The organism is Aliiroseovarius sp. F47248L (genome assembly GCF_023016085.1).
Classification (GTDB): Bacteria; Pseudomonadota; Alphaproteobacteria; order Rhodobacterales; family Rhodobacteraceae; genus Aliiroseovarius.
This window is the reverse complement of record NZ_JALKBF010000002.1, coordinates 17,608-42,416: the sequence shown is the minus strand read 5'-3', so window position 1 is coordinate 42,416 and position 24,809 is coordinate 17,608. Positions and strand designations below refer to the sequence as shown.

The window sequence follows — 24,809 nt, the reverse complement described above, 5'->3', positions numbered from 1 at the left end:
TGACCGCCCCTCCTGCCCGACTGTCCCCACGGGGACAGACCCGGATTGGGGACGTCTCTTAGCCGTCCAACTCTCGGAAGAATGCTTTGACAGCCTCTTCCAAGCGATGCCGGTCGACGTTGGAAAAGTCACGGGCAATGCGCATCTCAATCCGACCTTCAGACGCCGCGCAGCGTACGGTACCGCCTTTGACATCCTGCCGAAACGTGGTCTTGGCAGCTCCTGTCGGCTTGGGCGCTTCGGTCTTTTTCGGTGCTGGCGCTGGCGACACATGCTCGCGCAGCACAGCCAGTTCCGCATCCGGGGTCGACACCAAGGCGGCAACCAGTGCCGACCTTACCTTTGCAGGCGCGCCTGGTTCTGACACCAGTCGCTTTTCAAGCGACAGACCCAATGCCCGCGGGATCGCTTCGGGAAATTTCAGATGCGATCCGATGGCATCCAGCAACACCATAAAATGCTTGATGTAGCTTCGCTTCTGCCGCGACAAAGACCCAAACAAAGCGTTCAAAGCCTCATCCGCATCCTGCGCCGATGTTTCCGGATCGGCTACATACCCGCGTGCCAGCTCTGCCATTTCGGCAAAGGAAATGTCACGGCGCACAAGGTTCTCATCGACCATACGACGATAGAGCAATTCCAGCTCTTCGCCATGCGCCATAAGCCCAGCGGGGATGCGTGCGAAGGCTTCGTCGCCAGTTTCTTCGAACAATTCCTGAAAGGCCGTCAGACGGCGGAAGCCTTGAACCAGCTCATAGACTCCCTCTCCCACCTGCTCGACCCGGATCGGGTTTGATAGCCCTACATCAAGGATCGAGGCTTTCAGTTCATCCAGATCCTCGTCCCGTCCCGGTTTGCGATCACGGGTCAATTTGTCGGCGCGAATAGCAGACAGAGGGATCAGATCCGTGATCAGTCCCGCCTTTTTCAGCCGAACATGCTCATGGGCCAACCGGTCGTTTTCGGCGCGTATGCTGGCCTCGACCGTTTTACGCTCCTCAAGGGCTGCGGCGTTTTCAGAAATGGCCGACGCCATCGGACCACGACGGTGTTCAACTGCCGGTTCTGCTGGCGGCTCTGCCACTAGTGGGTCGGCTTCCGGGAAGTTTATGTCAAAGACGCGACGTTTGCTCATGCTCTATCCTCCAGCTTGTCCCAGGCGGTCAGCAGGTTGTCCCTGAATTCTTCATACGCGGTGTCAAACGACCCCCGCGCGCGCCGCCAGGTTTCCCGCGTCATATCGCGGTAATCAATTTCGTAAATCGAGCTTAGGAAGCGCCCGGATTGCTCCACAGCGCGCGTCATCTCGATCGGGTGATCCGCCAATCGTTCCCCAAAAACCTTACCAAACGCCGTCCGCATCGCACGGTGCAATTCGTTCGATGCCTCATAGCGCGTGAGCAGGAAGCGCACATCGGCGAACTCCTTGGGCAACGACATTGTCCCCGCGGGGACAGAGTTGGTGAAGCGCGCCAGATCCTCCAGCGCCTCGGACAACTGACCGATGAACGACGTGGTGCTGTCATATTCCCAATAGCCGGGACCCGACGGGATATAGAGCACATCCGCCGCGAATACGGCGTTCATCGACTGGTAGCCAATCGCGGGGGGGCAGTCGAAGACGATCATGTCATAGGCGTCATCCGCCAGTCCATCCAGAAACCGCGATACAGCGGCGAAGAACGACCATTCCGGGTTCACGTGACGGTATTGCGCGGACGCAAATTCAACGAAAGCCGCGTTGGCGCAGCTGGGGATTATGTCGATGGTCGGCCAGCATGTCGGCTTGATGAAATCCGAATTGCGCAGATCGGACAGCCCCATATCGGTGATCGAGGCAGGCAGCTTTCGCTGGGGCAGGGCGGTTCCGCTTTCGGCGCCCGCGACCGCGCTGTTCATCCGCTGGGTTTCATGAATAAGGTCACGCGCCATGACACCCCAGACGGTGTATTCCTCGGCCACGTCGCTCAGCCCCATCGAGTGGCTGAGCGTCGCCTGCGGGTCGAAATCCACGCACAGCACGCGGTAGCCATCCAACGCGGCGGCGTGCGCAAAGTGCAGGGCGACGGTCGATTTGCCCGCGCCGCCTTTGAAGTTGGCAATGGCTGCGCGAATCGCGCGCTTGCCTTCGGGGCGCTTGGGCATCATGGATTTGCGGTTGATCCGGATGCGCCGGCGCAGTTCGTTGATCTCGTCCAGCGTATACCAGCGCTGCCGCCCGTCGCCTTCGACCAGCCCTTGGGGCAGGGAGGGGTCGGCGGCCAATCGTCCCCGCAATGTGGATTGGTTGACCTTGAAGATCAGCTCGGCGACCTCCCAGGATGAGAACCGGCGCAGCGTCTTCTCCATCTCGGGCGAATAGGTCTGCTGCCTGATCCAGCCCTGCATCTTAAGTGATTGTGCCTGTAACTGTGCCAAATCTTCGTGGGTAAACATCCTGACTCCTGCTCTTATAGGACGCTAATTATATGTGCTTTCTGATTTACGCGGAATTGGCGGAAAAAGCAAAAGGGAATTCAACAATGAGCGGTAGGACCTCGCCCCACAGGGACAGCATTGATTTTAAAAGATTTTCCCAGATTAACGCCTATCCTCGTCGAAATAAGGGGACACAATATGTGGGATGTGACCACAATAGGGGACATTTATGCTGCATTAGGGGACAGACTAGGTGTCCCCCTATACCAATAAACCCTTTTTCTTTTTTGATTTGAAAAGGTTTAGGGGCGCAAAACGAGAGGGGGCTTGACAGAATCGCACCCAAGGACGCAAATCGTAACAGAGTTGGCAAAAGCGTTGAGTTCGACGTAATATGCCTTCCAAAGACCGAACGTCAGATTCGGCAATTGATAACACTTCCGGGCAAAGATCCGGATTGAGGTCTCTGCGAAGGCAGACGGAACAGGCAAGCCGAGGGCGGTATGCAGCAGCTCAGGGCAACGGGTCGTCATGCGGCCGCGTTGAAATATGATCTTCTTACGGCGATGGGCGCTTATGCCTTGGCCGAAGGAAAGGGACCGCAGCGGTTGGTGTTGCGACTGATGACCTTGGTCACGGCGCGCTACAACTGGGTCCGCAATGAATTGACCGTCGGCCAGCGCGAGATTGCGCGGCTGTGGTCGGTCGACGAGCGCACCGTGAAGCGCGAGATGGCGAAGCTGCGCGCGATGGGCTGGCTGGTCGTCAAACGGCAGGGTTCGCGGGGGCGGGTCACGGAATATCGTCTCGATATCGAAAAGATTCTGCGCACCACTCAGGGCAGTTGGGCCGCAATAGGGCCTGATTACGAACAGCGGATGACGCGGGACGAGGCGAAGGACGACAATGTCGTGCCGCTGCCGGTCGGCGGGTCACGTGGCGGGGCAGGGGGGGCCGAGACGCCTCCGCCTGATATGTCGGACGGGACGGAATGGTCGACGGTTCAGACCTTGCTGCATTCAGAGGATCAGACCTTGTTCAACGCATGGTTCCGGGGCCTGTCCCGGCAGGGGCGAGAGGGCGCAAAACTGATCCTGAAAGCGCCCAGCCGGTTTCACGCGGATTACGTCGACACCCATTTTCGCGCGCGCATCCTGTATGCCTGCCAATCCATCGACAAAAGCGTGAGAGAGATCGCAATCCGACACTAATCCAGCGTAAAAGAGTGATAGGGCAGGGGGAGTCAACCGGAGTTGCAGTGCCGATCGACCATCCGTTGTACCATCGGGGCGAAGTGCCAATAGTCCGGCGTTTCCATATCTTCGCGTTTGCCTGCATCGTCCAGATAGCGCACCGCGATGATGTGCTTCAGGTTCGGGTTCTTTTCAAACGCGGCGACCTCATCATCGCTCATCGGCCCGCCTTGCAGCATCAGCGAATGCACCGAGGCTTCGCTGAGCCGGTCGAAATAGGACGGTTTAGTGGCGCAGAGATAACGCTTCGCGGCCACGTGATACCGCACGCAATCAGTGATGACGCTGGGAAAAAACTGCTCAAGCACCTCAGCGCCCGCGTCTTCGTGGTGACGGTCTTCTGTGTCGTCGGGGTGATAGGTGCCAAACTCGGACGTGAAATGTCCGATGTCATGCAACAAGGCACCGACGATGATTTCCTCGGGTTGGCCGTTTTGCTCGGCGATGGTGGCGCCTTGCAGCATGTGTTCGGCCATGGTGACGGGTTCGCCCAGATATTCCTCGCCGCCACGACGGTCGAAGATGCTGCCGATGAAATCAACGATGGTGTCGGGGGTCAGGGTGTCGATATCGGGTTTCATTCTGCGGCCTCTTTCATGTCTGCACGGCGCATCGCGGTATAGGTCGAGCGTAACCCGTCCTTGTCGGAATAGCAGCCCTGAAGCCACCGCGTGCCGGTGCCGGAATAGGCTTTACGAGCGTGCAGAACGCGGGTGTTGTCGACGACGAACGCCTCGCCGGGTTCCAGCCGGAAGGTGACCTCCATCGCCGGGTCGTCGATGATTTCGCCAAATCGGCGATAGGCGGCGTAATAGGTCTGCATTTCGTCAAACGGCACGTCGCTGACGGCAGCCAGCGAGCGGTTGTTGAAGCGCACGGCGATGATTTCACCATCAGGCGCCAGTTCGATCATCGGACGGCGCGATTGCAGGCAGACACCATCGTCACCCGCATATTCAAATCGGGCGCAATAGGACGATAATGCGGTGAAATAGTCAGGGTTTTCGTCCCGCAGGCGCAGGGCGCAGGCAAACCCGTCGACCACCATATTTTCCCCACCTGCGGCTGAGCTTTCAAGGCAATACAGCACCTGAACAGACGGCACCGGGTCGCGGTATGGGTTGTCGGTATGCGCTTGTAACCCCAGCCCGGTGAAGGCGAGGTTGGTCGGGTTTACTTCGGTGCGCACCTCGAATTTCGGGCCGTAATTTGTTTCACGCACATAGCCAAACAGATCAACCACTTTGAACAGCGCGCCGTCCTCGATCGGGCCGTTTTCCAACTTGCCGAAGCCATAGCAGTTGACCAGCGCGAGCCAATCGCGAAGGGCATCCGCATTTTGGGACATTGCGGCGAAGTCACCGACCGGAACGGCTCCCATAAGCCGGGCGTCCCAAGGCTCTAATTCAGCCGAAAGCCAGCCATTTTGCGTCGGGGCAGGGCGGTCATAGGCGTTCTGCACCAACCAATTTACGTCATAGGTGATGGTTTTGCCCTCGGGCACGAATGTCACATCAACCGCGCTGCCATTCACGGCAACCCCGGACATTTTCGTATCCGCCGGAATGTCGCGCAGGGCCACAAGCCGCTGCCCATTGCCGGGCGCGCGGGTGTCGTCGTCCCAGGCGTTGTCGCGCAGCCACATGGCGTGAAAGCGCAAAGGGCCGTCTGGGGTGGTGAGAGTCAGGATCTGTCCTGTCGGGTCAAGGTTGGCATCAAGCATGGTGTGTCCGTTCGCTGCGTGAATTTCGGTGACATTGTCGCGCGTTTGATAGATAAGCACAATTTAGAGGAAACAACCCTGAGGCATGGATTGGCTTATGGTAAACACACCCCTTTCAAACCTGCCGCTGGATTGGGTCCGCGCTTTCGAGGCGGCAGGGCGCACCGGCAGTTTCACCGCTGCGGCGGCGGAAACGGGGCTGACGCAGGCCGCAATCAGTCAGCGGATCGGCAATCTAGAGGCCCGGTTGGGCGCGACCCTGTTCATCCGCCAGCCGCGCGGCGTCATCCTGTCGGTCGAGGGTGAGGCGTGGCTGCCCTATGTGACCCACGCGATGGCGACACTGCGCCAAAGCTCGGAGGAGCTGTTTGGCATTCAACGGCGGCGGGTCACGGTCTGGGCCAGCGCGTCCGTGTTGCAATTGTGGGTCGCGCCGCGCTTGGCGGGGCTGTCGCTGGGCGAGGAGGTGGAGCTGAGTTTCAAGACGCTGGTTCTGGCGTCCGACGATGGGCCGGGCGTGACGGGGGTGCGGGTCCGCTATGGTAACGGCGATTGGGACATCGCCCATCGTGCACGGTTGTATGACGAAGCACTGACCCCGGTGGCTGCGCCTGCGTTGATCAAGCGGGCAGGGCAGGGACGCTGGCAGGATCTGCCGCGCCTTGGTCTGTCGGGGCCGCGTGCCGGTTGGCATGACTGGGCGCAGGCGACAGGGGACGCGCCAACGCCAGTGCCTTTGCTGCGGTTTGACACGTTCACCGCCGCGCTGTCGGCGGCCGAGGCCGGGGCGGGCGTTCTGCTGGCTTCGCTGCCTTTGGTGCGAGGCACAGTTGAAGCCGGGCGGCTTGCGCGCCTGTCGGATGCGGTGCTGCCGTCGGAAAATTCATACTGGATGGTCGCCGAAGATCGCGACGTGACCCGCCGCCAGTGGGAGGCGCTGACCCGCCAGTTCTGTTCTTGACCTTACGTAAGGTAAAACTCCGCATCGTGCATTTTCTTGCGGCATTCCATTCTGTCCCCCGTTAAAAGGCGCGTGACCAAGTGACAATAGGGCCAGTAATCGCGTGAAAGATACGACCGCCACTGCACAGATTCGTTTTGCCTCGGTTGATCATGTGATCGACGGGCGCGCGATTCTGTCTGGTGTCTCGGTCGATCTGACCGCGCGGCGGATCGGTGTGATTGGTCGCAACGGGTCGGGCAAGACGACCTTTGCGCGGCTGCTGGCGGGGTTGGTTGCGCCGAGCGCGGGCACGGTCACGATTGACGGGGTCAACCCGGCGAAAGATCGGCGCGCCGCGCTGTCGCTGGTGGGCATTCTGTTTCAGAACCCGGATCACCAGATTATCTTTCCGACGGTGATCGAGGAGATCTCGTTCGGCCTGCGCCAGCAAGGTATGGATGACCCCGAGGCGCGCGCACGCGCGGTGCTGGCGCAGTTCGGCAAGGCGCATTGGCACGACGCCCATGTCCACAGCCTGTCACAAGGCCAAAAGCAACTGGTGTGCCTGATGTCGATCCTCGCGATGACGCCGCGCATTCTGATTTTGGACGAACCTTTTGCCGGGCTTGATATTCCGACGCGGATGCAACTGGCCCGCTATTTGGACCGTTATGACGGCACGTTGGTGCATGTTTCGCACGATCCGCGTGATCTGACGGGCTATGACCACGTGCTGTGGCTGGACCGTGGGGTGCTGCAAGGGCAGGGGGGTGATGTGCTGGACGACTTCACCGTTGAGATGACACGACAAGGAGAGGGCGATGATATCTCTGACCTCTCCCGTTAGGACGCGCGCCCACGGCTGGCCCGCCGGGACAAAGCTGGCCGCTTTGTGCGTGGCGACGGTTCTGTTGTTCAAGGCGCAAAACCTGTGGGTTCACACGGCTGCGTTTGCCGGGATGCTGGTGCTGTATCGGCTGCCCGGCCCGGTGTTTTTCCGTTCTGGTCTGCGGGCGTTACGCGTGCTGTGGCCCTTCGTTGTGATGCTGGCGCTGTATCACCTTGTGACGTGGACGCCCTATACGGGCGGTGTGATTTTGCTGCGGATGATTACGGCGGTTGGTTTGGCAACGCTGGTGACGATGACCACGCAACTGTCAGACCTGATCGCGGTGGTGCGCTGGCTGGCGACGCCATTGCGCACCTTGGGTCTGAAAACCACCTATCTGGAAACCGCCATTGCGCTGGTCATCCGCTTCACGCCGGTTCTGTTGACCAAAGGCACCAAGCTGATCGACGCCTGGCGCGCCCGATCACCGCGCCGCCCTGGATGGCGGATTATCTTACCGTTTACGGTCCTTGCGTTGGATGACGCGGACCACATCGCCGAGGCGCTGCGCGCGCGCGGTGGTTTCGATGCCATGAAGGAGTGAAACATGGAAAAGAATGTCACCTTGATTGCCCTGTTTGCCGCGTTGATCGCGGCCCTGGGTCTGATCCCGCAGATCGCGCTGCCCTTTGGTGTGCCGATCACCGCCCAAAGCCTTGGCATCATGCTGTGCGGCACAGTGCTGGGGGCCAAGCGTGGCACGCTGGCCGTGCTGTTGTTTTTGCTGCTGGTGGCCCTTGGTCTGCCGCTGTTGGCAGGTGGTCGCGGCGGCTTGGGCGTGTTCACCAGCCCGACAGCTGGCTTTCTTGTGGGCTTCCCGATTGCGGCTTTCGTCACAGGTATAATCACCGAGAAATGGCGCAAAGGTCCGCTGGCGATCAGTGCGGGCGTCGCTTCGGTTATCGGTGGAATTGTGGTGCTGTATATCTTCGGGATTTCCGGGCTGGCGCTGGTGCTGGGCAAGTCGCTGTCAGAGGCGACGATGCTGGTTGCCGCTTTCATCCCCGGCGACATCCTGAAAGCTGCGATTGCGGGCATGTTGACGGCCGCGCTTGCCAAGGCCCGCCCTGCGAGCGTTCTGTCGCGCGCCTGAGCGGTTATCCAAACAGACGACCCAGCCCCGGGCGTGGGTCGTCCATGTTGGCCAGCCGGAGCATGTGCCACGCCAGCGCCGGGTTGCTGGCCAGAACTGGTTTGCCGGTCTGCGCCTCGATTTCGGGAATGATATCCAGACATCTGAGCGCGGTGCAGGAAATCACGATGGCGTCGCAGGGGGCGGCATCGGCAATTTGACGGGCGGCGGTCAGGATTGACGCAGGCGTGATCCGCCCGACGATCTGGTCATTGCTTTCCTCAAATGATCCGAAACCGGCGATCTGGAACCCAGCCTCGGTCAACCGGTCGCGCATGGTTTGCGAGACTTCGGCTACGTAAGGCGACAGGAACCCCAGACGCGTGACGCCAATGTGACGCCCGGCGGCGATGATCGCGCTCAGCGGGTCAGTGACGCGTGCACTGGGACAGACTGTTTGAATGGCGGTCGCGACCTTTTCCGGTCCGATCACCGACGTGGCCGAGGTGCAGCCATAGCCGATCACATCGAAGTCCAGTGCGGGCGGCAAAAGTCGCGCGGCGGCGGGCAGGTCATCGAGCATTTGTGGCAGCGTGTCTGGGCGGATGTCCGGCCCCATCGGGATGCGTGAGTGGTAGAGCGCGACACCGTCGATATTCATCAGGCTGCGAAACTCATGCTCCAGCGTTGTGTCGTTTTCCAACACGATCACGCCCAGATTGGCGCGTGTGCCGATGCCTTGGTCTGTGTCGAAGGTCAGTTTCATCTAAATCACCGGCAGGTCTTGCGGCGCGCGGGTGGTCAGCAGTTCAGCTCCGCCGTCGCGCACCAAGATATTTTCCTCATGCACCATGATCCGCCCGTCGCCGTAACCAAGCGATGGCTCCAGCGTCAGGACCATGCCGTCTTCGATCACTGTATCATCAAACGCGGCGAGCGAGGGCCATTCGGTCAGCTGCATGCCCAGCCCGTGACCCAACCGGCCCACGTCTCCGCCCTGTTCGTCCATCTCGGCAATCACCGATTGCATGGCGTGGAACAGGTCGCGGCAGGTGGCTCCGGGGCGGGCGGTGTCGATCCCCGCTTCGGTCGCGCGCCACAGAACGTCATAGGCGCGGCGGGACAGATCATCGGCATGGCCCACCGCCCAGTTGCGGTCGAAATCGCAGAAATACCCGTCCCACGTGGCACCCGTGTCCAGCATCACGATATCGCCCTTCGTCAGCGGGCGCGGTGAGGGGGGCGAGATTACGTCGTGATAACCGCCTTGATCGGCCCCGCCGACCAGATAGGGGACGTCGTCTGCACCTTGGGCCAATGCCTCGCGACGGAAGGCACGGAACAGGTCTTCGAAGGGCAGGCCCTGATGCGCGAAGTTGGGGGCTTCGGCGAAGGTGCGTGACCCGATGGCGCAGATATGGGCGAGCTTTTCGATCTCGCGCTCCGATTTGACCATGCGCAAGCTGCGGATGATCCCGGTGGCGTCGTGGATGCGCAGTCCCGGCAGACCCGCCATCAGCCGTTCGTAATCGCCAAGGGGCATGCGCAGCATCGTCTCGTGCCCCTTCAGCACACCGATTACCGCCCCTTCGCGGGCATAAGGGGTCAGCAGATCGGTCAGCAGGCTGATCCCGTCATCGTCGGGCGCGGGGGCGGACCATGTGCGGATGTCGTCGATCCAGGTCGTGCGCATCAGCGCCGCACCGATTTCGGGGATGATCGCGATGGGCTTGCCATTGGCTGGGACGAACAGAAACCACGGCCGGGTGGGGCTTTGCCAAAAGAGGGTGTGGAAGCCCGAGAAGTATCGCACTTCGGGTTCCGTCAGCAGCAGCATCCCGGCCAGACCCGCCTCTGCCATACGCGCCTGAGCGCGGGCGGTGCGGGCGGCACATTCCATGTCTGGAAAGCCTCGGGTCAGGTCAGGCATGCTTGGTTCCTACGGACACGAATGCGTCGATGAAATTAGACTAACCACAGATTTGACACTGAGTATAAGGATTTTCGCCAACCCGTTGGCTCCACCCGTTAATATTGCGTCAAAAGCGGTTAAGGGGCGGGTGTGACCCTTGGCGGAAAAAGAGTTTTTCGTTAACGTGGATGGGTCGGTTGAACCGACAGAGGACATCACCGGGACAAGCGCGATGGATCGGAAGAACACGTCCTCTCAGACACAGGAAGACAGTCTGACAGGAAGAACACGGGAAGAAGCGATCGAGCGGCTTTATGATGTGGCGCTTGATCCGACGCGGTATGAGACATTGCTGGATGTCTGGGAAACCGCCATCGCGCCCCTGCGGGAAGGGGCGGATTTCAGCGCGCCGCGCTTGTTGGATGATGCAACGATCTCAAGCCATTTCGAACGTGCCGGGACCTTTCTGGATCGGCTGGATCAAAGCAGCACGCAGACCCAGTTGAACGCGGTGCTGGCCCCGTTCGATAAAGTGGCAGCGTTCTTGTTCGACGCAGAACACAAAGTGGCGGCGGTCAACGCGGCGGCGCGCGCGCTTTTGGGGCTTGAGGTCGGGGCCGAGCTTGGATCAATGCTGGTCAACCCGGACGATATCGACAGCATTTTGACCACCGCGCACGCATTGCTGAAGGGACAGGGGGAAAACGCGGCGGTCTTGCGGCTAAGGTCGCGCGGCAAGGGGCATTTCATCGTGGTCCGTTTGCAGGTGCGGCAGGTTGGGTCGGGGGACCGTTATGTTTTAGCGGCCTCGTCCGAGGTCAGTTGTCCGGCAGAGTTTTCCGACATTCTCAAACGCGCCTTTGACCTGACTACGGCAGAAGCAAATGTGGTGCAAAGCCTTGTCGAATGCTGCTCGGTCAAGGACATCGCCGAACAGCGGGGGCGGTCGATTGACACGGTGCGAGCACAGATCAAATCAATCCTGTCGAAGACGGAAACGCGGTCGCAGGTCGAACTTGTTCGGCTGGCCCTGTCGGTGATGGATATGTCCAACCTGACGATCAAGGCCGACCCCGGTCCACGCCTGTTAAGCCGCGGTTATGCCAGCCTGAAGGAACGGCCCTTTACGACGCTGACAACCCCGGATGGGCGGCGGTTGGATTACCTCGTGTTGGGTGCGTCCAAGGGTGAACCATTGTTGTTTCTTCCGCTGGATTACGGGCTGGTGCGCTGGCCCGCCTCGGCCGAGGCCGAGGCAACCCGGCGGGGTATTCGCATCATCGTGCCGGTCCGGGCGGGTTATGGCATGTCGGATATGATTGGCAAAAAGCAGGATTACGATGCGCTTGCCACCCAGGACACGTTGCAGATCCTGACGGCTGAAAAGGTCACGCGCTGCCCGGTGATCAGCCTGGGATCCGACAGTTTCTATGCGATGAAACTGGCCTCAACCGACCCAGGTCGAATCAGCGCGATTATTGCTACGGCGGGCATTCTGCCGATGACCCGGCGCGAGCAATACGAGCGCATGGAAAAATGGCATCGCTTTATTCTGGCGGGCGCAAAATACACCCCGCATCTGTTGCCGTTCATGGTGAAAGCCGGGTTCTATCTGGCGCGCAAGATCGGCAAGCGCGGGTTCATCCATGCGGTTTACGGCGACTGTCCGGCGGATGTCGAAACTTTCGAAGACCCTGAGGTGTTCGAGGCCATGGTGACAGGTTCAGAGACTGCGCTGACCGATGATCATAGCGCGCATGAGGCGTTTTCACGCATGGTTCTGGGCGAGCAGAAAAGCGACTGGACCCCAATGGTCAACGCGCTGCGCGGCAGATTGCCCGTAGTGTTCTTCAACGGCACCCATGATCCGCAGGTTCCGGTCGCGTCTCTGGATGAATTTCGACAAGATCATGACTGGATTGACTACCGCGTTTATGATGACAGCGGGCAACTGATCTTCTTCCGGCATTGGCAAGACGTGCTGGACGAAGCCGAAAAACATCTGGCGCATTAACTTTTACCCAATGTGGGGTATGACCGCTGGTGCTGATACTTCTAGCGTTGATCCTATTGAAGCCAAGGATTTAAAGTTGCCAGACGTTTTCTCAATTACAGGGATATTCCCGAACTGTTGCGCTGCAAGGGTTCATGGATCATTTGCCCATTTCGGTGGGTTCGCGTTGATCTGAAGAAGGGGGTGGGCGTGTGGTGATGGCGCGGGGCAATTGTTGTCGGGGATATCGACAACAACCCCCGTGTTTTAGACCCTCAATCATGCCGCCGGACCGTGGACTTCCTGCCTTGGTTCGGCGGCATTTCTTTTTGGGTGATATTGGAGTGCTTTGCCGAGGGGTGGAGTGGAACCAAAGTGCAGCCCGCCGCAGGACGCGTCAATTATTGGCACGGTTTGGCAACGCGGTGGGCTGCTTCTTTGCTTTGCAACCTTGAACGGCTTGTGCGATCAAAACTAGCGCATCGGCCCGCAGCTTTGTTCAACTGCGCCGAAAACCGGGGCCACTGTGTCATAGAAATTCGCGATGGTCATGCCATCGGGCAAGCCATTGCGTAAGATGGCAGGGTCCAGCTGCCATTGGATTGTTATTTCGAACAATTCCGACGTCATCTGATCTTTTAATCCGGCAAATGAACACGGGCAGTTTGCGACGGCCTCTGAGTCGTCCGTCCAGTCATAGACCTGAGCCATCTGGCTGCAAAACGCGGAGGGATCATCCAGGTCGATTGTGTCGGCGTGGCTGGTTGTGGCGATGAGAATTGCAATCAGGATCGTCGAAATCCGCATAATTTGCCCCTGAACAATCAAATGAATGAAAACAGAATGCCTTAAACCGGCGCAACAATCAATTTTTGCCAAAGAACGGCAGCGGGATGCAGTTTGTTTCGAGAACAATGATTTCCTGTCAAAAACAGTCAGGAAACTTAGATTTTGTTGACATATGTCAAGCTGCTTTCATCACGGCTCCGTTATCCAGAAAATTGGATAACTGAACTGGAGGCCAATATGCGAGAAGTCATGACCAAGACCATGGCGCGTAACGTGTTCTATGGCGGCTCGTTGTTTTTCATCGTGGTCTTTTTGATCCTGTCGGCGCACTCAGTGCGATACGTGGTGACCAAATCGACTGCAAATGCAGAACTGACGGAAAGCGTAGTGCGCGGCAAACATGTGTGGGAAAAGAACGCCTGCATCAATTGCCATACTTTGATGGGCGAGGGGGCATACTTTGCACCCGAGCTGCAAAACGTGATGACCCGTTGGGGTGTTGACGACGATCCTGAAGCAGCTTTCGAGGTGCTGAAGGGCTGGATGGAAGCACAACCCAGCGGCATCGAGGGGCGGCGTCAGATGCCGCAATTCAACCTGAGCGACGAACAGATTCGTGAACTTGCAGACTTCTTCCTGTGGGTGAACAGCATCGACGCGCAAGGCTGGCCACCCAACGAGGCTGGCTAAGGCCGGGAGAGGAGAGAGACATGAAATACCAATCTCAACGAATTGCCTATTGGTACTTCCTAGCAGCGATGGCGGTGTTCGCCGTTCAGGTGCTGGGTGGTCTGTGGGCCGGCTGGGTCTATGTCAGCCCGAACTTCCTGTCCGAGCTGATGCCGTTCAACATCATCCGGATGTTGCACACCAACGCATTGGTGGTCTGGCTGCTTTTGGGCTTCTTTGGCGCGGCATACTTCCTGATACCGGAAGAAGCCGAACGGGAAATCCATTCAACCACATTAGCCTATGCGCAGTTGATCCTGCTTCTTGTGGGCACAGCGGGCGCAGTTCTGACTTATGTGTTCGACCTGTTCCACGGCCACTGGCTGTTGGGTATGGAAGGGCGCGAGTTCATTGAACAACCTGTCTGGGTCAAGTTGGGCATTCTGGTTGCGGCGCTTATCTTCCTGTTCAACATCTCGATGACGGTGTTGAAAGGGCGTAAAACCGCGATCACAAACGTACTGCTTCTGGGCCTTTGGGGTCTGTCGCTCTTGTGGCTGTTTTCGTTCTATAACCCGGCCAACCTGTCACTGGACAAGATGTTCTGGTGGTACATCGTCCACCTGTGGGTGGAAGGCACATGGGAACTTGTGATGGCATCCATCCTTGCGTTCCTGCTTTTGAAGCTGACCGGTGTTGACCGTGAGATCATTGAAAAGTGGCTTTATATCATCGTCGCCACCGCGCTGTTCTCGGGCATTCTGGGAACGGGCCACCACTACTACTGGATCGGCTTGCCGGGCTATTGGCAGTGGATCGGGTCCATCTTCTCGACGCTTGAGGTGATCCCCTTCTTCGCAATGATGAGCTTCAGCTTCGTCATGGTGTGGAAAGGCAAACGCGACCACCCGAACAAAGCCGCCCTTCTGTGGGCGCTGGGTGCCGCAACCGTTGCCTTCTTCGGCGCGGGTGTATGGGGCTTCCTGCACACGCTGCACGGTGTGAACTATTACACCCACGGCACGCAGATCACCGCGGCCCACGGTCACTTGGCTTTCTTTGGTGCCTATGTGTCGGTGAACCTTGCGATCATCACTTATGCCATGCCGATCCTGCGCGGACGCGATCCGTATAACCAGGTACTGAATATGGCGAGCTTCTGGCTGATGACCGGCGGTATGTCCTTCATGACCTTCGTTCTGACCTTTGCGGGGACCGTTCAAACACACATGCAACGTGTGCTGGGCGAGAACTTCATGGACATTCAGGAAGGCGTGCACCTGTTCTTCATCATGCGTTGGGCCGCAGGCCTTGCGGTGGTGATCGGTGCGATCTTGTTCATCTACGCACAGCTTGTGCCGCGTCGCGAAGTTATCGAACCGACCGACCAATACGAAAGAGAAGGTGCCTGATATGGCTGCCGTTGATAAAAAAACGGAGGGGGCTTCGGCCCCCTTCTACTCACCCGTTTCTGACGAATGCGATGTTTTCGAAGCTGCCGAACGCCATGGGCTGCCGCTGCTTCTGAAAGGTCCGACCGGTTGCGGCAAGACCCGCTTCGTCGCCCATATGGCCGCCCGTCTGGGTCGCCCGTTATACACTGTTGCCTGTCACGATGACCTGTCCGCGTCCGACCTTGTGGGGCGCTACCTGCTGAAAGGCGGGGAGACGGTCTGGGTTGATGGCCCGCTGACCCGTGCTGTGCGGGAAGGGGCAATCTGCTATCTTGACGAGGTGGTCGAGGCGCGTAAGGACGTCACCGTCGTTCTGCACCCTTTGACCGATGATCGCCGCATCCTGCCGCTGGATAAAACCGGCGAGGAAATCGAGGCGGCACCGGGCTTCATGCTCGTGGCAAGTTACAACCCAGGCTATCAGAACATCCTGAAAACCCTGAAACCGTCCACCCGCCAGCGTTTCCTTTCGATCGACTTCGATTTCCCCTCCCACGACCGGGAAGTTGATATCGTGACGCGTGAAAGCGGGTTGGATGCCAACCGGGCGACGTCCCTTGTCCGGTTGGCAAACAAACTGCGTGGCCTGAAAGGTCAGGATCTGGAAGAGGGTGTTTCGACCCGTCTGGTGATCTATTGCGCCACGCTGATCGAAGACGGCATGCCCGTTGACCGCGCCATCCGCGCGGCGATGATCGAACCTCTGTCCGATGACGATGACGTCAAGCAAGGGCTGATGGATCTGGTCACCGCGATCTACGGCTAAGGCCACCCCCGCGACCAGCCAATGGGTTGGTCGCGGGACCACTTCCACAGGACGATAACCTGATCACCCGAGGTTCCCCATGTCCGAACGCATTTTCGACCCTTTCGAGCCGGAAGAAACCGTTGGCAAGATCTGGCACAAATATGCCAGCCGACTGGATGCCCCCGGCGTTCACGATGAAAACGCCGTCACCCTGACCGAAGTCGAAGGGCGTCTGGGCGTCTTTTTTCGCGGCCTTGGCGGGTCACATTCCACCGAAATCAAGCAGGCCACCGTAGCCGCTTCGCATCACCGGTTGTCCTTCCGCCGGTCACTTGGCACATGGCGCGAGATGCAGGCCCGCCCCAGTTTCGACGGCGAGGCGTTGCGCCTGCCCGAAACCATTGCCGAATTTCCCGCCCGCGAGGCCAACGCGGCACTGTATTTCTGGCTGGTTGCGTCCGTGGCCCATGCGCCCGAGCCGGTGGGCGATGCCGATCCGTTGCGCGCGGATCTGCGGGCCCTGCGTGCGTCAATCGCAATGACGCAGGCGACATTGACCGATTGCCCCGGTTTGCGAGGCTTCTATGAAACTCTGGTTGGTGCGTGTCGCGCGATGCGGCCGGATGCCAAGCTGCCGTCGGTCGAAGCCGCGCTGGAAGCAGCGATTGACCATCTGTTGGGCGGGCCAGAGCCGAAAGGCGCAATGGCAAAGGTCTTTGTTGGATTGATCCGACAACCGGATCAGCCCCTGGATCACTTGACCGCCCCGCGCGGCTATCGCCCCTTCCGCCCGGTACCGATGTGGCCCGATCTGCGTCCGATGGCGGCGCGGATGCCGGTGGACCGGCTGGGCGAAGGCGACGAGGAACAAGGCAGCGGCCCCGGCGACGAGGCCGAAGGCACCAAGGCCGCACGCCGGTCGGAAAGTGATCAGGCCGAACGGCGTGACAGCCTGATCCTGCACAAGTTCGAGGCGATTTTCTCGTGGGTTGAAAGCCTGAACATGAACCGTCGCATCGAAGATGACGACGAGGACAACGCCCGCCGCGCCGCCGAAGATCAGGACGAACTGGCACTGGGGCAGGTGTCGAAAAAGACCGCCACGCGGTTGAAGTTCCACCTTGACCTGTCACCCGAAGATGCCGACCGCGAGCGTTTGTCGGGCAAGCATATGTATCCGGAATGGGATCACCGCACGAACAGCTATATCCCCGATCACGCCCGCGTGCTGTCCAGCATCGCCGACGAGGTCGAAGCGATCGAGCATGACCCCGCCACCAACCGCCGCATTCGCGCCGTGAAACGTCAGTTCGAGGCGCTGCGCCCCAAACGCGTGATTCTACCGCGCCAGTTGGACGGCGATGAGTTGGATTTGGAAGCCGCGATTGCCGCGCAAGTCGAATTGCGCGCCACGGGCCGGTCCAGCGACCGTGTTTACCGCGCGGCGCGGGTGATGGAGCGTGATCTGGCGATCTCGGTCCTGATGGATGTGTCGCGATCGACAGAGTCCGCCATTGGCGACCGTCAGGTGATTGATGTCGAAAAAGAAGCGCTGACCGCGCTGGCCTGGGGACTTGAGGCCTGCGGCGACGATTTCGCAATCCACACGTTTTCGTCGCTGAAACGCGGGCGCGTCTTTGTGCAGGAATGCAAAGGGTTCGACGAAAAAATGAACCCGCATGTTGAGGCCCGTATCGGGGGGCTGACGCCTGCATTCTACACCCGGCTCGGCGCGGCAATCCGCCATACCACGGCAGGGTTGGACGACCGTCCCAATACCCGTCGCCTGATGCTGGTCATCACCGACGGCAAGCCCAACGATCTGGACCATTACGAAGGCCGTCACGGCATCGAAGACAGCCGCATGGCAGTCCGCGAGGCGCGAATGAAGGGCCACGCCGTGCATGGCGTCGTTGTCGATCAAAAAGGGCAGGGCTGGGTGCATCGCATCTTTGGCGCGGATGGTTTTTCCATTGTGCCGGACCCGACGCGACTGACCGCCGCATTGCCCGAGATCTATCGTCAGATTACCGGTGGCGCATGACGGATCAAACTTCAGTTCTGGATGAACTGCCTGGAGACTTGATGATCTGGGTGTTGATCGTATCGGAGCTTCTGGTCTTCGGTGCGGGCCTTTTGGCATTCCTTGGAATGCGCGCGACGGACCCTATGGGTTTTGCGGCGGATCAAGCAGAGCTGAACCGGGTGGCGGGTGCGGCAAATACCATCGTTCTTGTCACCAGTGGCTACTGTGCGGCGCGGGCAGTGCATTCGGTGCGGCATATGCGGCTTTGGCTGGCAGGGGCGATGGCATTCGGCGTCGTCTTCCTGATCGTCAAATGGTACGAATATGCTGAAAAGGCACGCCACGGGATCGGTATCGAAACCAGCGATTTCTTTACCTTCTACTATTTGCTCACCGGGTTTCATGCGCTGCATGTGGTGGCCGGGTTGATCATCTTCGCGCTTCTGATGCGTTGGGGGAACCCCCGCAATCTGGAAGCAGGTGCCGCGTTTTGGCACATGGTCGATCTGGTCTGGGTGCTTCTGTTTCCCATCATTTATCTGGTGCACTGATGTCGAATGCTGTCCTGACCCGCGCCCTGATAATGCTGATCGGCTTCAGCATGGTGACCACGATCTTTGCCGGCGCGCTGCCCGAGGCCGGGCCGATCTTCGTGCTGACTGTGCTTGTCCTGTCGGGCCTGAAATCCTTTGTAATCCTGTCGGACTATCTGGGCCTTCGCACAGCCCCCGGTTTTCGCGCTGGCTTCACCGCGTTTTTAATCGGGTTTCTGGGGCTGGCGGCGCTGCTTTATGCTCTGCCGTTTGGGATGTAGGGACGTTTGACCATGATCAAGCCACGCAACATCGCCTTCGGCTATAGTGATTCAAGAACATGACTGGAGTCCTGAAATGAAAACTCTCTATCTGGCCGTTCTGGCCGGGATCGTGGCCTCACCCGCCCTTGCCCACCATGACCAAACACCGCTGCGTGAAGCGGTGATTGACGGACACTCGCACGCCGTTGGCGGGGCGACCCTGTGGCTGCTCGGTGCGGCGGTTGCGCTGATCCTGGCGCTGGTGGCCGTGCAAAAATCCATCTTCCGCAAGTGATGTCGGCGACCGAGGATAAATCCGGGCGGTGGCCGGTATGGGCGGTTTCATTGGTGCTGTATCCGCTGGCGGCGGGTGCGGCGGCGGTGAACCTGTTTTTCCTGTTTCTGGTTTTGCAGGCCATCGGCCTGCGTGCGCTGACACCGATTGAATCGATCATCGGTGGCATCATCCTTGGCGTCCCCTTCGCCTGGATTTCCGGCAAATGGATGCATGGCCTGATAAAGCAGGCGGAAGATGACGCCTGATATCGGGGCTGATGTAGTGCCCAAAATTTCTCTTCACATGCGCAGGACTTGACTTTGGTCATTCGGTCCAGCGCGTCAGCCCCTAATCTGCCGGACATATGCCACCAAGGGGCTTGTCATGGCGGACTTGTTCAAACGTATTTTCAGCGAAGGATTTCGCGCCTTCTTTCTGGGCGCGGCAATCTGGGCTATTCTGTCCGGCCTGACGTGGGAGCTGTGGTTGGGCGCGCAAGCGTTGGGTGGCACCTCGGGCCTGTCGGATCTGTCAATGGCGCCGCATCTGTGGCACGCCCACGAAATGCTGTTCGGATATGCCGGGGCTGCTGTCGCCGGGTTCTTCCTGACTGCTGTTGCCAGTGGCCGGGGCATGATCATTGGGGCGTTGGCGGGTTTGTGGCTGGCGGGCCGTGTAGTGCTTTGGCATTCCGCTGCGTTGCCGCCTGCTGTGGTGGCCGTGGTTGACCTGTCCTTCCTGACCTCTTTGGTTCTGCGCATCGCGAACCAGCTGCGCCAGCGTCGGAACCCGCAACATGCGATTTTTACGGTCTTTCTGGCCACATTCTTGATTGGCAATTTGCTGGTTCATCTGGAATGGACGGACATCACAACGGACACCGCCAGCGCGGGTTTGCGCGTTGGGCTGATGGCGCTGTGCGGGCTGATCGTCGTGCTGGGCGGACGGATCACGCCGGGCTTTATACGCAACGCGATGAACCGGGCTGGGCAGTCACCCGAGGCGTTGCCGCCGCAGACACCGCGCCTTGACCGTCTGGCCATCCTGAGCGCGATTGCCTTACCGTGGAGCGTGCTGATCCCGATGCTCGCGCCCATCATGGCGTTGGTGCTGGCTGTAATCCACGGGGCGCGAATCAGCCGGTGGCGGCCGCAATGGGCGCTGCGCGATCCGCTTCTGTGGTCGCTGTTTGCGGCGCAGGGCTTGATGGTGATCGGCTTTGCGCTGTGGGCGTTGGCCGGTTGGGGCATCGGCGACGAGGTTGGCGCGCTGCATGTTTTGGGGCTTGGCGGCATCGGTGGCATGACCCTGGCGGTGATGAGCCGGGCAACGCTGGGCCACACGGGCCGCGCGCCCATAGTGCCGCGCATTGTTGCGGTGGGCTATGGACTGATGATCCTGTCTGCGTTGACGCGCTGGCTGGCGGCGGACCTTCTTTATCGCTGGTATGACGCGCTGATCCTGCTGGCCGGGGCGGCGTGGATTGGGGCATTTGTTCTGTTCCTTGTCGGCATGGTCCCGGCTCTGACAGCGCCACGCGTGGCACGTCCGGCCCCACCTCCGCCACCTCCGCACATGCCTTCCCGACCTCCACAAAGGAAAACTTCGACGGCTTGACGTTGGTTAAGTGCAGCCCGTTCGGGATATGCCACAACCACCCCATGGCCCACCCAACGAGGTTGTTCCCACATCCTCGTCCTGTTCTGCGAATACGGCCTCTGTGATCATGTCGCCTCTGTTCTTGGGTGAGGCCGGCGGCGCAACCGATCACGTTCGGGTTTACGAACCCATGGACCAACCGCCCGGGCGCATCTGATGCGTTTCGAGGCCGGAGCCATCCGCAAGGATGGCGGGCGGTTGGTCTATCTTGCCCCTGATCTGACGATCCGCCTTTCTGAGTGTGACTTGACAAACATCATGTTGGCGCAAGCTTGATTGCGGTTCAATGGTGTAACAGATAATCCACCCAAGGGGTCACCCATGCATTATCAGAACTATTTCAAATCCCGCCTCAATACGTTGCGCGAAGACGGAAACTATCGTGTGTTTGCTGATCTGCAACGTAAACGCGGCGCCTTTCCCAAGGCGCGCCACACCGGTAACGATGGGGCCGCAGATGTCACGATCTGGTGCTCGAACGATTATCTGGGCATGGGGCAACACCCCGACGTGTTGGAAGCTATGCACCACGCGATTGATACAGTGGGTGCCGGGGCAGGTGGCACGCGCAACATTTCCGGCACAACCCATGATCACGTGTTGCTTGAGGCCGAGCTTGCCGACCTGCACGGCAAGGAAGCAGCACTTCTGTTCACGTCCGGCTATGTCTCGAACTGGGCCGCGCTTGGAACGCTGGCCTCGCAAATCCCCGGCTGCATTGTCTTTTCCGACGCGCTGAACCATGCCTCGATGATCGAAGGCATCCGCCATTCCAAGGCGGCGCGGGTGATCTGGAAGCACAATGATCTGGAAGATCTTGAGGCCAAGCTGGCCGCCGCCGACCCTGACGCGCCCAAACTGATCGCCTTTGAAAGCGTCTATTCGATGGATGGGGACATCGCGCCGATCAAGGAAATCTGTGATCTGGCCGACAAATACAACGCCATGACCTATCTGGATGAAGTGCACGCGGTCGGCCTGTATGGTCCGCGCGGCGCAGGGGTTGCCGAGCGTGAAGGGCTGATGGATCGCCTGACGGTGATCGAAGGCACGTTGGGTAAGGCGTTTGGCGTGATGGGTGGCTATATCGCGGCGTCCGCCGAGCTGTGCGATTTCGTGCGCAGTTTCGCCAGCGGGTTCATCTTTACCACCGCTTTGCCACCTGCCGTGGCTGCGGGCGCGCGAGCATCGGTGCAGCATTTGAAACGCTCAAACGTGGAACGTGACTGCCAGAAAGAACGTGTCGCGAAGGTGCGCAAAGGGCTGGATGCGATGGGCATTCCGCATATCGACAACCCGTCCCACATCATCCCTGTGATGGTGGGCGATCCGGTGAAATGCAAGTTCATCTCGGACACTTTAATGCGCGATTATGGCGTTTACATCCAACCGATCAACTATCCCACTGTGCCGAAGGGCACCGAACGGCTGCGCATCACCCCATCGCCCGTGCATTCGGATGCCGATATCGAACATCTGTTGGGCGCGCTGGAAGAGCTGTGGCACCAATGCGAGGTCGCGCGGGTTCCGATGGCGGCGCAATAGGTTAATCCCGAGTAATTGACTCAGATCAAGGTCGGGGGAGTCCCGTCGCGGCATATACCTGTGTAATTCGGTCGGGATCTTTCTCGACTCACCCAAGGGATTGCAGACGATGCTGAAGCTCAAGGATTTGAAAGTCGGTGACCGCGCCACGGTCACGGGCTTTTTCGGGGGCTCGCCAAGCTATCGGCGCAAACTTCTGTCGATGGGCCTGACCTTGGGGGCCGAGTTCTCGGTCAGCCGTCTGGCCCCGTTGGGTGATCCGGTGGAAATCCGCGTGCGTGGATACGCCCTGAGCCTGCGCAAGCATGAAGCCGAGGCTATTAACGTCGCCCGCGTCACACCCCCCATTGTATCATGACACGCGTCGTTGCAATTGCCGGCAATCCGAACTGCGGCAAGACCACTCTGTTTAATGCCCTGACTGGGCGCCACCAACAGGTGGGTAACTGGCCGGGCGTCACCGTTGAAAAGAAACTGGGCGATCTGACCCATCACGGCACCGCGATCACGCTGGTGGACCTGCCGGGCGTCTATTCGCTGTCGGTGGCAGGCGGGGCCGCGTCGCTGGACGAACGCATTGCCCGCGACTTCATCCTGTCTGAGCGGCCAGATCTTGTGGTCAACGTGGTCGATGCCTCGAACCTGGAACGGAACCTCTATCTGACCGTGCAACTGGTCGAGATGGGTGTGCCGGTGGTGGTTGCCCTGAACATGATGGATGTGGCGCGCGCCCGGCGGTTGGTAATCGACAGGGATGTTCTGTCACGCGAACTGGGTTGCCCGGTGGTCGAGATCGTCGCGTCCGAGGCGCGCGGGTTGACCGAGTTGAAAGACCTGATGCGGACGGCGGACGATGTGCCGACATTTGCCCCGAAATTCGACGATGCGACCGAGGCCGCGTTGACACGGTTGGAAACGGCACTGGCCGGTAGAGTCGCGCAAGGGGTGCCGCGCTGGCTGGCGATCAAGCATCTGGAAGGTGACGAGCTGTGCCCGGCGATGACAGATCCCACCGTCGCCGCGCAGGCCGCTGGCGAACGCGCCGCACTTGAGGCTGACACCGGGCTGGACGCCGACACCGCCATTGCCTGCGCGCGTTATGACGCGGTGGCGGCGTTGGTGGGAAAGTCGCTCAGCCGTGCCTCCGAAGTGGCCCGCACCGTGTCGGACCGGATCGACCGGGTAATCCTGAACCGTGCGCTTGGCATCCCGGTCTTTCTGGCCGCGATGTATGTGATGTTCATGTTTACCATCAACATCGGCGGCGCGTTCATCGACTTTTTTGACATTCTGGCGGGGACCTTGTTTGTGGATGGCACCGCGGCGCTTCTGGGGGCGATCAGCGCGCCCGGTTGGCTAACCACGATCATGGCCGATGGCGTCGGCGGTGGTATCCAGACGGTTGCCACCTTCATTCCCATCGTCGCCTGCCTGTTCTTCGCGCTCTCGGTGTTGGAGGATTCGGGCTATATGGCCCGCGCGGCCTTCGTCATGGACCGTTTCATGCGGATGATCGGGTTGCCGGGCAAAAGTTTCGTGCCGCTGATCGTGGCCTTTGGCTGCAACGTGCCTGCGATCATGGCGACGCGCACCTTGGACAGCGCGCGCGATCGCACGCTGACGGTGATGATGGCGCCCTTCATGTCCTGCGGCGCGCGCCTGCCGGTCTATGCGCTGTTTGCCGCCGCGTTCTTTCCGGTGGGCGGGCAGAACCTTGTGTTTGCACTGTATCTGCTGGGCTTGTTGGCGGCTGTCGGCACCGGGTTGATGCTGAAACTGACCATTCTGAAGGGCGAATCCACGCCCTTCGTGATGGAGCTTCCGCCCTATCACCTGCCGACCCTGCGCGGTCTTGCCCATCGCACCTGGCACCGGATGCGCGATTTTCTGACGGAAGCCGGGCAGGTCATCGTCTTGATGGTCGCCGTTCTGGCCTTCCTGAACTCATGGGGCACAGATGGCAGTTTCGGGAACGAGGACAGCGAAGCCTCGGTCCTGTCCGAGATCGGGCGCAGCCTGACCCCCGCCTTCGCCCCCTTGGGGATCGAGGAAGACAACTGGCCCGCCACGGTCGGCATTTTCACCGGCATTCTGGCGAAAGAGGCTGTGGTCGGCACGCTGAACACGCTCTACGCCACGCCTGAACCCGATGACGGTGCGCCTTATTCGCTGATGGCGGGGGTGCGGGATGCCTCGGCCACGATCCTACCCAACCTGCGCGATGCGGTGGGTATGGCGCCCGACCCGCTGGGGCTGGACATTGGCGATGTGTCGAACCCGGACGCGGCGGCGGAGGAGCAGGAGGTCGCGCGCTCGACCTTCGGCACGATGGCGAGCCTCTATGACGGGCAGGCAGGCGCGTTCGCTTATCTGCTGCTGATCCTGCTGTATATGCCCTGCGTTGCGGCCATCGGGGCCATCTGGCGCGAAACGGGCTGGCAATGGGCGTTGTTTGCCAGCACCTGGACGATGGGTCTGGCCTACGGCGCGGCGGTGATGTTTTACCAGATTGCGCGGTTTGATCGCCACCCCGACAGCTCGACCATTTGGATTGCATCGCTGTTGGCGACGTTGGCGGCGGTGTTCCTGTTCCTCAGGTGGCTGGGCAGTCGCCCGACACCGTTTGCCGTGGGGGCGGAGTGA

At 59.9% G+C, this 24,809-nt stretch carries 25 protein-coding genes; 18 read left to right on the top strand and 7 right to left on the bottom strand.

The genetic code is table 11. The annotated features are described in order from the left end of the window. Positions 1-58: 58 nt before the first annotated feature. Positions 59-1,135, bottom strand: coding sequence for a ParB N-terminal domain-containing protein (locus MWU51_RS15610; protein WP_247039008.1), 1,077 nt, complete (start codon positions 1,133-1,135; stop codon positions 59-61). Then, positions 1,132-2,436, bottom strand: coding sequence for an AAA family ATPase (locus tag MWU51_RS15605; protein WP_247039006.1), 1,305 nt, complete (start codon positions 2,434-2,436; stop codon positions 1,132-1,134). The genes MWU51_RS15610 and MWU51_RS15605 overlap by 4 nt, the downstream gene beginning before the upstream one ends. A 485-nt stretch (positions 2,437-2,921) precedes the next feature. Here MWU51_RS15605 and MWU51_RS15600 point away from each other — a divergent pair, with 485 nt between their 5' ends. Continuing rightward, positions 2,922-3,629 (top strand): DnaA N-terminal domain-containing protein, encoded by a 708-nt coding sequence (locus MWU51_RS15600; protein WP_247039004.1) that lies wholly within the window; start codon positions 2,922-2,924, stop codon positions 3,627-3,629. Positions 3,630-3,661: 32 nt separating this feature from the next. Here the strand turns inward: MWU51_RS15600 and MWU51_RS15595 are convergent, their stop codons facing one another. Beyond that, positions 3,662-4,252: an HD domain-containing protein gene (locus MWU51_RS15595; RefSeq protein ID WP_247039002.1), complete on the bottom strand. Its 591-nt coding sequence runs from the start codon at positions 4,250-4,252 to the stop codon at positions 3,662-3,664. Beyond that, the gene (locus MWU51_RS15590) at positions 4,249-5,394 is read right to left on the bottom strand and encodes a TauD/TfdA family dioxygenase (RefSeq protein WP_247039000.1); all 1,146 of its coding nucleotides are present in this window, start codon (positions 5,392-5,394) and stop codon (positions 4,249-4,251) included. Before MWU51_RS15590 ends, MWU51_RS15595 begins: the two co-directional genes overlap by 4 nt. Positions 5,395-5,479: 85 nt before the next feature. Here MWU51_RS15590 and MWU51_RS15585 point away from each other — a divergent pair, with 85 nt between their 5' ends. The 4 genes from MWU51_RS15585 (at position 5,480) to MWU51_RS15570 (ending at position 8,319) form a co-directional block, all read left to right on the top strand. Then, the gene (locus MWU51_RS15585; protein WP_247038999.1) at positions 5,480-6,355 is read left to right on the top strand and encodes a LysR family transcriptional regulator; all 876 of its coding nucleotides are present in this window, start codon (positions 5,480-5,482) and stop codon (positions 6,353-6,355) included. Positions 6,356-6,458: 103 nt separating this feature from the next. Further along, positions 6,459-7,184 (top strand): ABC transporter ATP-binding protein, encoded by a 726-nt coding sequence (locus MWU51_RS15580; RefSeq protein ID WP_247038997.1) that lies wholly within the window; start codon positions 6,459-6,461, stop codon positions 7,182-7,184. Then, entirely contained in the window at positions 7,159-7,770 is a 612-nt protein-coding gene (locus MWU51_RS15575) for an energy-coupling factor transporter transmembrane component T (protein ID WP_247038995.1), read from the top strand. The genes MWU51_RS15580 and MWU51_RS15575 overlap by 26 nt, the downstream gene beginning before the upstream one ends. Before the next feature lie 3 nt (positions 7,771-7,773). After that, positions 7,774-8,319: a biotin transporter BioY gene (locus MWU51_RS15570; RefSeq protein ID WP_247038993.1), complete on the top strand. Its 546-nt coding sequence runs from the start codon at positions 7,774-7,776 to the stop codon at positions 8,317-8,319. A 4-nt stretch (positions 8,320-8,323) separates the two neighbouring features. Here the strand turns inward: MWU51_RS15570 and MWU51_RS15565 are convergent, their stop codons facing one another. Together MWU51_RS15565 and MWU51_RS15560 are read right to left on the bottom strand one after the other, a co-directional pair. Beyond that, complete coding sequence (locus MWU51_RS15565) at positions 8,324-9,064, bottom strand: Asp/Glu racemase (protein WP_247038991.1); 741 nt, start codon at positions 9,062-9,064, stop codon at positions 8,324-8,326. After that, complete coding sequence (locus MWU51_RS15560; RefSeq protein WP_247038989.1) at positions 9,065-10,228, bottom strand: Xaa-Pro peptidase family protein; 1,164 nt, start codon at positions 10,226-10,228, stop codon at positions 9,065-9,067. A gap of 139 nt (positions 10,229-10,367) precedes the next feature. Here MWU51_RS15560 and MWU51_RS15555 point away from each other — a divergent pair, with 139 nt between their 5' ends. Further along, positions 10,368-12,224 carry a LuxR C-terminal-related transcriptional regulator gene (locus MWU51_RS15555; RefSeq protein ID WP_247038987.1) on the top strand — a complete coding sequence of 619 codons (1,857 nt, stop codon included), beginning with the start codon at positions 10,368-10,370 and terminating at the stop codon, positions 12,222-12,224. A gap of 453 nt (positions 12,225-12,677) precedes the next feature. On the opposite strand, the gene MWU51_RS15550 is transcribed toward MWU51_RS15555, so the two are convergent. Further along, positions 12,678-13,010 (bottom strand): hypothetical protein, encoded by a 333-nt coding sequence (locus tag MWU51_RS15550; protein WP_247038985.1) that lies wholly within the window; start codon positions 13,008-13,010, stop codon positions 12,678-12,680. Between the two features lie 219 nt (positions 13,011-13,229). On the opposite strand from MWU51_RS15550, the gene MWU51_RS15545 reads away from it, so the two are divergent. The 12 genes from MWU51_RS15545 to feoB all read left to right on the top strand — a co-directional run bounded on the left by MWU51_RS15545 (position 13,230) and on the right by feoB (position 24,809). Then, complete coding sequence (locus MWU51_RS15545; protein ID WP_247038983.1) at positions 13,230-13,682, top strand: cytochrome c; 453 nt, start codon at positions 13,230-13,232, stop codon at positions 13,680-13,682. A 20-nt stretch (positions 13,683-13,702) separates the two neighbouring features. Continuing rightward, positions 13,703-15,073 (top strand): cbb3-type cytochrome c oxidase subunit I, encoded by a 1,371-nt coding sequence (locus MWU51_RS15540; protein WP_247038980.1) that lies wholly within the window; start codon positions 13,703-13,705, stop codon positions 15,071-15,073. Between the two features lies 1 nt (position 15,074). Further along, positions 15,075-15,881, top strand: coding sequence for a CbbQ/NirQ/NorQ/GpvN family protein (locus tag MWU51_RS15535; protein ID WP_247038978.1), 807 nt, complete (start codon positions 15,075-15,077; stop codon positions 15,879-15,881). Positions 15,882-15,960: 79 nt separating this feature from the next. Further along, positions 15,961-17,907: a VWA domain-containing protein gene (locus tag MWU51_RS15530; RefSeq protein WP_247038975.1), complete on the top strand. Its 1,947-nt coding sequence runs from the start codon at positions 15,961-15,963 to the stop codon at positions 17,905-17,907. Then, positions 17,904-18,440, top strand: coding sequence for a cytochrome c oxidase subunit 3 (locus MWU51_RS15525; protein WP_247038973.1), 537 nt, complete (start codon positions 17,904-17,906; stop codon positions 18,438-18,440). The genes MWU51_RS15530 and MWU51_RS15525 overlap by 4 nt, the downstream gene beginning before the upstream one ends. Further along, positions 18,440-18,703 (top strand): hypothetical protein, encoded by a 264-nt coding sequence (locus MWU51_RS15520; protein WP_247038971.1) that lies wholly within the window; start codon positions 18,440-18,442, stop codon positions 18,701-18,703. Before MWU51_RS15525 ends, MWU51_RS15520 begins: the two co-directional genes overlap by 1 nt. Before the next feature lie 76 nt (positions 18,704-18,779). Next, a complete protein-coding gene (locus tag MWU51_RS15515; RefSeq protein WP_247038970.1) occupies positions 18,780-18,980 on the top strand; it encodes a hypothetical protein in 201 nt (66 codons plus the stop codon). A gap of 53 nt (positions 18,981-19,033) precedes the next feature. Next, positions 19,034-19,228 carry a hypothetical protein gene (locus tag MWU51_RS15510; RefSeq protein ID WP_247038967.1) on the top strand — a complete coding sequence of 65 codons (195 nt, stop codon included), beginning with the start codon at positions 19,034-19,036 and terminating at the stop codon, positions 19,226-19,228. Between the two features lie 118 nt (positions 19,229-19,346). Next, a complete protein-coding gene (locus MWU51_RS15505; protein ID WP_247038965.1) occupies positions 19,347-20,579 on the top strand; it encodes an NnrS family protein in 1,233 nt (410 codons plus the stop codon). Between the two features lie 363 nt (positions 20,580-20,942). Then, a complete protein-coding gene (gene hemA / locus MWU51_RS15500) occupies positions 20,943-22,166 on the top strand; it encodes a 5-aminolevulinate synthase (protein WP_247038964.1) in 1,224 nt (407 codons plus the stop codon). 109 nt (positions 22,167-22,275) lie between these two features. Then, complete coding sequence (locus MWU51_RS15495; RefSeq protein WP_247038961.1) at positions 22,276-22,524, top strand: FeoA family protein; 249 nt, start codon at positions 22,276-22,278, stop codon at positions 22,522-22,524. Next, positions 22,521-24,809 (top strand): Fe(2+) transporter permease subunit FeoB, encoded by a 2,289-nt coding sequence (gene feoB / locus MWU51_RS15490; protein WP_247038959.1) that lies wholly within the window; start codon positions 22,521-22,523, stop codon positions 24,807-24,809. Before MWU51_RS15495 ends, feoB begins: the two co-directional genes overlap by 4 nt.

Bases quoted from the DNA above. Each gene is read 5' to 3' on its own strand.
- MWU51_RS15610 (WP_247039008.1), bottom strand. From the start codon at position 1,135: ATGAGCAAACGTCGCGTCTTTGACATAAACTTCCCGGAAGCCGACCCA.
- MWU51_RS15605 (WP_247039006.1), bottom strand. From the start codon at position 2,436: ATGTTTACCCACGAAGATTTGGCACAGTTACAGGCACAATCACTTAAG.
- MWU51_RS15600 (WP_247039004.1), top strand. From the start codon at position 2,922: ATGCAGCAGCTCAGGGCAACGGGTCGTCATGCGGCCGCGTTGAAATAT.
- MWU51_RS15595 (WP_247039002.1), bottom strand. From the start codon at position 4,252: ATGAAACCCGATATCGACACCCTGACCCCCGACACCATCGTTGATTTC.
- MWU51_RS15590 (WP_247039000.1), bottom strand. From the start codon at position 5,394: ATGCTTGATGCCAACCTTGACCCGACAGGACAGATCCTGACTCTCACC.
- MWU51_RS15585 (WP_247038999.1), top strand. From the start codon at position 5,480: ATGGATTGGCTTATGGTAAACACACCCCTTTCAAACCTGCCGCTGGAT.
- MWU51_RS15575 (WP_247038995.1), top strand. From the start codon at position 7,159: ATGATATCTCTGACCTCTCCCGTTAGGACGCGCGCCCACGGCTGGCCC.
- MWU51_RS15570 (WP_247038993.1), top strand. From the start codon at position 7,774: ATGGAAAAGAATGTCACCTTGATTGCCCTGTTTGCCGCGTTGATCGCG.
- MWU51_RS15565 (WP_247038991.1), bottom strand. From the start codon at position 9,064: ATGAAACTGACCTTCGACACAGACCAAGGCATCGGCACACGCGCCAAT.
- MWU51_RS15560 (WP_247038989.1), bottom strand. From the start codon at position 10,228: ATGCCTGACCTGACCCGAGGCTTTCCAGACATGGAATGTGCCGCCCGC.
- MWU51_RS15550 (WP_247038985.1), bottom strand. From the start codon at position 13,010: ATGCGGATTTCGACGATCCTGATTGCAATTCTCATCGCCACAACCAGC.
- MWU51_RS15545 (WP_247038983.1), top strand. From the start codon at position 13,230: ATGCGAGAAGTCATGACCAAGACCATGGCGCGTAACGTGTTCTATGGC.
- MWU51_RS15540 (WP_247038980.1), top strand. From the start codon at position 13,703: ATGAAATACCAATCTCAACGAATTGCCTATTGGTACTTCCTAGCAGCG.
- MWU51_RS15535 (WP_247038978.1), top strand. From the start codon at position 15,075: ATGGCTGCCGTTGATAAAAAAACGGAGGGGGCTTCGGCCCCCTTCTAC.
- MWU51_RS15530 (WP_247038975.1), top strand. From the start codon at position 15,961: ATGTCCGAACGCATTTTCGACCCTTTCGAGCCGGAAGAAACCGTTGGC.
- MWU51_RS15525 (WP_247038973.1), top strand. From the start codon at position 17,904: ATGACGGATCAAACTTCAGTTCTGGATGAACTGCCTGGAGACTTGATG.
- MWU51_RS15520 (WP_247038971.1), top strand. From the start codon at position 18,440: ATGTCGAATGCTGTCCTGACCCGCGCCCTGATAATGCTGATCGGCTTC.
- MWU51_RS15515 (WP_247038970.1), top strand. From the start codon at position 18,780: ATGAAAACTCTCTATCTGGCCGTTCTGGCCGGGATCGTGGCCTCACCC.
- MWU51_RS15505 (WP_247038965.1), top strand. From the start codon at position 19,347: ATGGCGGACTTGTTCAAACGTATTTTCAGCGAAGGATTTCGCGCCTTC.
- hemA (WP_247038964.1), top strand. From the start codon at position 20,943: ATGCATTATCAGAACTATTTCAAATCCCGCCTCAATACGTTGCGCGAA.
- MWU51_RS15495 (WP_247038961.1), top strand. From the start codon at position 22,276: ATGCTGAAGCTCAAGGATTTGAAAGTCGGTGACCGCGCCACGGTCACG.
- feoB (WP_247038959.1), top strand. From the start codon at position 22,521: ATGACACGCGTCGTTGCAATTGCCGGCAATCCGAACTGCGGCAAGACC.